General features: G+C 39.8%; 7 protein-coding genes. 6 read left to right on the forward strand and 1 reads right to left on the reverse strand.

Going from position 1 to position 4,112, the window contains the following annotated elements; all coding sequences use genetic code 11:
* Window positions 1–161 precede the first annotated feature (161 nt).
* Window positions 162–830 (forward strand): MotA/TolQ/ExbB proton channel family protein, encoded by a 669-nt coding sequence (locus AB1414_16690; protein MEW6609056.1) that lies wholly within the window; start codon window positions 162–164, stop codon window positions 828–830.
* Window positions 820–1,224 (forward strand): biopolymer transporter ExbD, encoded by a 405-nt coding sequence (locus AB1414_16695; GenBank protein MEW6609057.1) that lies wholly within the window; start codon window positions 820–822, stop codon window positions 1,222–1,224. Before AB1414_16690 ends, AB1414_16695 begins: the two co-directional genes overlap by 11 nt.
* Here AB1414_16695 and AB1414_16700 read toward each other — a convergent pair.
* Window positions 1,198–1,407, reverse strand: a complete 210-nt coding sequence (locus AB1414_16700) for a hypothetical protein (protein MEW6609058.1) — start codon at window positions 1,405–1,407, stop codon at window positions 1,198–1,200. The two genes, AB1414_16695 and AB1414_16700, sit on opposite strands and share 27 nt — an antisense overlap.
* 22 nt (window positions 1,408–1,429) lie before the next feature.
* On the opposite strand from AB1414_16700, the gene AB1414_16705 reads away from it, so the two are divergent.
* From AB1414_16705 to AB1414_16720, 4 genes are all read left to right on the forward strand, one after another.
* Window positions 1,430–2,044 carry an energy transducer TonB gene (locus tag AB1414_16705; GenBank protein MEW6609059.1) on the forward strand — a complete coding sequence of 205 codons (615 nt, stop codon included), beginning with the start codon at window positions 1,430–1,432 and terminating at the stop codon, window positions 2,042–2,044.
* Window positions 2,045–2,137: 93 nt separating this feature from the next.
* Entirely contained in the window at window positions 2,138–2,743 is a 606-nt protein-coding gene (locus AB1414_16710; protein ID MEW6609060.1) for a class I SAM-dependent methyltransferase, read from the forward strand.
* 6 nt (window positions 2,744–2,749) lie between these two features.
* On the forward strand, window positions 2,750–2,980 hold the full coding sequence (locus AB1414_16715) for a hypothetical protein (protein ID MEW6609061.1): 231 nt from the start codon (window positions 2,750–2,752) through the stop codon (window positions 2,978–2,980).
* A gap of 145 nt (window positions 2,981–3,125) precedes the next feature.
* On the forward strand, window positions 3,126–4,007 hold the full coding sequence (locus tag AB1414_16720) for a hypothetical protein (protein ID MEW6609062.1): 882 nt from the start codon (window positions 3,126–3,128) through the stop codon (window positions 4,005–4,007).
* Window positions 4,008–4,112 lie beyond the last annotated feature (105 nt).

Consider the following 4,112-nt stretch of genomic DNA (forward strand, 5'->3'; position numbering starts at 1 on the left):
ATTACCATTTAACCAGTTACCATTTAACCAGTTACCATTTAACCAGTTACCATTTAACCAGTTACCATTTAACCAGTTACCATTTAACCAGTTACCATTTAACCAATTACCATTTAACCAGTTACCATTTAACCAATTACCAAAACATGGAGGTGCTTTTTATGCTTGAATTTATTTCAAAAGGTGGAGTACTGATGTATCCCATTTTTCTATGTTCGATAGTGGCTATTGCCATTATCTTAGAGCGAGCGTACCACTTTTTTAGGATAAGGACGAATGTATCTCAATTTTTACTTCAAATCGAACAGGCACTGCAATCTAATAAAATAGAAACTGCCTTAAAGCAGGCAAAAAACACTGCTGGTCCCGTAGCCTCTGTAGTGGAAGCTGGTATAAGCAACTGCCAAAAAGATGCCGATAGGTGGGAAAAGGCAGTAAGTCGAGTAGGTACAATGGAATTGGTAAAGTTGGAAAAAAATATGCGGACACTGGGAATTATTGCCCATGTATCGCCCCTTTTAGGGCTTTTGGGGACGGTAACCGGGATGATTAAGGCATTTATAAAAATACAGGAGTTAGGTGGTAGAGTAGATGCCTCAGTTTTAGCCGGTGGTATCTGGGAGGCACTTCTGACTACTGCCGCTGGACTATCTGTAGCCATACCCGCTATGTTTGCCTATCATTATTTTGAAGGTAAGGTGGACAATTTCGCTATTGCGATGAAAGAGGCGGGACTACTTGTTTCTGAATGGTTGGGGATTGGAAAGCCAAAAGAAGAAGGCAAAAGTTATTCTGAACATTCAGGGGAGGATGTGGACTATGGAATTTGAGCGAAGAAAACGAATAAGCCAACACCTGGATATTGCTCCATTAATAGATATAGTATTTTTGCTTTTGATATTTTTCATGCTTACTGCCAACTTTATCATGCAGCCTGGAATAAAGATTACCCTGCCGCAAGCTAAAACCAGTCAGCCGCAAGAAGAAGTAATTGTGGTATTCATAAGTGAGGATGGTCAGGTGTATGTTAATGAAACACAGGTGAATATTGAGCTTTTAGAAGATGCTTTGAGAATAAAATTACAAGAAGTCCAAAAGAAAACCATAGTTATCAAAGCAGATAAAAAGATAGACCTTGGGCTGGCAGTCAAGGTGATGGATATGGCTAAGGGAGCGGGGGCAGAAGGATTGACAATTTCAACTAAAAAAACTGGTAATTGGTAACTGGTGATTGGTAATTGGTAACTGGTAATCATTTAACCAATTACCATTTAACCAATTACCATTTAACCAGTAACCATTTAACCAATTACCATTTAACCAATTACCATTTAACCAGTTACCATTTAACCAGTTACTAAAAGTGAGGATAATAATGCTAAGTGACAAATCCTTGAAAATTACCATTCTTGTTTCTATTCTCATCCATGTGCTGTTTTTGGGGATACCAGAAGGGTTGTTAAAATTCCTTTCTACTGAGGTTGAAGCATCCAGAGACTTTATAGCACAAATAGCAATAGAAGAACCACCGCCACCACAAAAAATAGAAACACCTAAACCGACACCCAAACCAAAAGAGCCAGAACCAGAAGAGGTTATTGAAAAACCAGAACCTGATTCTTTGCCAGAAGAAGAGCCAGTGGTTGAACCTGTAGAAGTAGAAAAACCTCAAGTTACTCCTCAGTCAGTAGAACAAGTGGCTGTTGCGGAGGTTGAACAAGTGGCTGTTGCGGAGATTGACTTTGCCAAGATAGCAATTCAAAACTATCAAAGAGAGGTTAGAAGGAAAATAGAGCAAGCAAAAAGATACCCTGCTTTTGCCAGAAGGAACGAGATTGAGGGGGTAGTTAAGGTTAGATTTACGATTCTTTCGGATGGGAGTGTAGATAAGATAGAGATATGTCAGTCTTCAGGCAGCAGCCTTCTTGATAACGCAGCCTGTAGCACCATCAAGCGAGCTGCTTCTTTTCCACCTATACCAGAAGAGGTAGGTAGGAGTCAGCTTCAGATACAGGTGGATATTGTGTTTACCTTGCTTCAATAGCAAAATCCGTAACATATTGATATTACTGCACTTATGATATGGATGATGTGCTTAAGCTAAGCGATGAAACTCTATAAGATCGAAAAGATTTTTATGAATAACCCCATAAGGGTTTGGGTTCAAAGGAAGGTTGAGTCCCCAATCATGTTTGAGGGGGTCGATCTTCCTAAGGAACCAGTGTGTCTTGAGATAGGCTGTGGAAGAGGGGTAGGTGCCCTTCTTATCAATCATCATTTCGAATGCAGAAGAGTAGTAGCAGTTGATTATGATCCCCAGATGATCGAGCAAGCAAAAGAATATTATGCTAATCCTCCAAGATGGACAAGGGATATTAGAAAGGACAATATTGACCTTAGGGTAGGCGATGCCTCGAATATGGAATTTCCTGATGACTGCTTTGATTCTGTATTCTCTTTTGGGGTATTCCATCATATCAAAGACTGGCAGAAGGCCATCTCTGAAGTCTACAGAGTATTGAAGCCGGGAGGGTATTTCTCACTTGAGGAATTCTTCTTAGAGAATATAATCTGGAAGATCAACCTGCAAGTTGCAAAAAGGTTTGGTCATGACCCATATGCCCTCCTTAAAGAGAAAGAATTTAGGCATTGTTTGAAAAAGGCGGGATTCTTATTTTTAAAGTACAAAAAAGAGCGACTACCTATGAGTCATTGCCATGCAATAATGAGGAAAAGGGAGTGATAAAAGATGGGTTGGTTTAAATGGTTTAAAGAAAGGACAGAAAAATATCATACACTATCTACTCCTATTCTTTGGCTTCATATATTTGCTCATTTTGTTTGGGGAATAGGTCTGGGGGTACTTTTGGGAGGTTATCTAAGACCATTTGGTTGGGGGATAATTTTGTCGGCAATAATAGTTTCCATACCGGGTACATATAAAATTTGGATTGAAAAAGAGAATCCTAAAGAGATATAAATTTTTTTAAATACTTATTGCAACTGAGTCTTAATTGCAGAGAGGAGGTGAGTCAAGATGTAAAATTTAGTGGGTTTCTTCTTTAAAAGAAAGGAATCCATCCCTGAGGAGGGACAAAATTATTAAAAAGGAGAAAAAAATAAAAATGAAAAAGTATCCATTAATTACCGGTTTGACGGTCATTCTCATGTTTTCAGTCATTGGGAATGCCTTTGCAGAAGAGACTGTTGGCTGTCCTCACGATGTGGGCAAGGGCAAATTCAAAATTCGGAGTACAGTAGCATATGTTCGAGCTCAAAAATGTTACTCTGATGAGGTATGGAAGGCACTGCGTGGCAGTTCACCATACCCGATAGATTATGATAAAATGGTGGATTTGCCCGACGGCTGGCATCAGAAGGAAACCAGAATTAGCATGGGATTAGAGTATGGAATCATTGAGAGGTTAAGTGCGGGAGTTTTCCTTCCATATGTGATGAAGGATGTGAAGAGGCAAGTCTGGTCAAAGGAAAAGAAAAAGACTGTATGGAAGGAAGTAAAGGATAACGGCCTGGAAGATTTTTGGCTCTCAGCCAAATACTTGGTATATTCAAAATCCCCTGGCTGGTTGGGTTTTGATTGGAAGGAAGGCTTTTTCCTTGCCTTAGCTTACAAGCCTTCTATCGGTTCTGATGAGAAGATTAAAAATGGCATAGCAAGCGGGACACACGATTTCAAACTTGTAGCCCTTTCTCATCCTTACTTTAGCGAAAACCTCTTTCTTTGTAGCGATATGTGGTATCTATACCGGGGAAAAGTTAAAGAGATAGATAAATTTGACAAGTCAAGCTGGGAACTTGGAGATAAATTTGGATACCGCGTCGTTGTCGGATATGAGTTTCTTAACCACAAATTCGTTGTAGTTGGTGGTCCCCAGGGATGGATTGCTCAAGGCAACAAAGACAAAGAGGGAAACAAACTTGAAGACAGCAACACATATTCCCATGGAATAATGGTAAAGTTTCGGAGAGCGTTGCGTAGGGCTTAAGGCTATATCTATGGTCCCAGGCATTGCTTTACCTCATTTCTTGCCATCTTTTTGTTTCTGTTGACATTTTGGAGTCCCAAAAGACAACCCAGAGGGTCATTAACC

The organism is bacterium (genome assembly GCA_040755795.1).
Lineage (GTDB): Bacteria > UBA9089 > CG2-30-40-21 > CG2-30-40-21 > SBAY01 > JBFLXS01.

Excerpts from the sequence above, each read along its gene's own strand:
- AB1414_16720 (MEW6609062.1), top strand. The coding sequence starts at position 3,126 with ATGAAAAAGTATCCATTAATTACCGGTTTGACGGTCATTCTCATGTTT.
- AB1414_16695 (MEW6609057.1), top strand. The coding sequence starts at position 820 with ATGGAATTTGAGCGAAGAAAACGAATAAGCCAACACCTGGATATTGCT.
- AB1414_16700 (MEW6609058.1), bottom strand. The coding sequence starts at position 1,407 with ATGGTAATTTTCAAGGATTTGTCACTTAGCATTATTATCCTCACTTTT.
- AB1414_16690 (MEW6609056.1), top strand. The coding sequence starts at position 162 with ATGCTTGAATTTATTTCAAAAGGTGGAGTACTGATGTATCCCATTTTT.
- AB1414_16710 (MEW6609060.1), top strand. The coding sequence starts at position 2,138 with ATGAATAACCCCATAAGGGTTTGGGTTCAAAGGAAGGTTGAGTCCCCA.
- AB1414_16715 (MEW6609061.1), top strand. The coding sequence starts at position 2,750 with ATGGGTTGGTTTAAATGGTTTAAAGAAAGGACAGAAAAATATCATACA.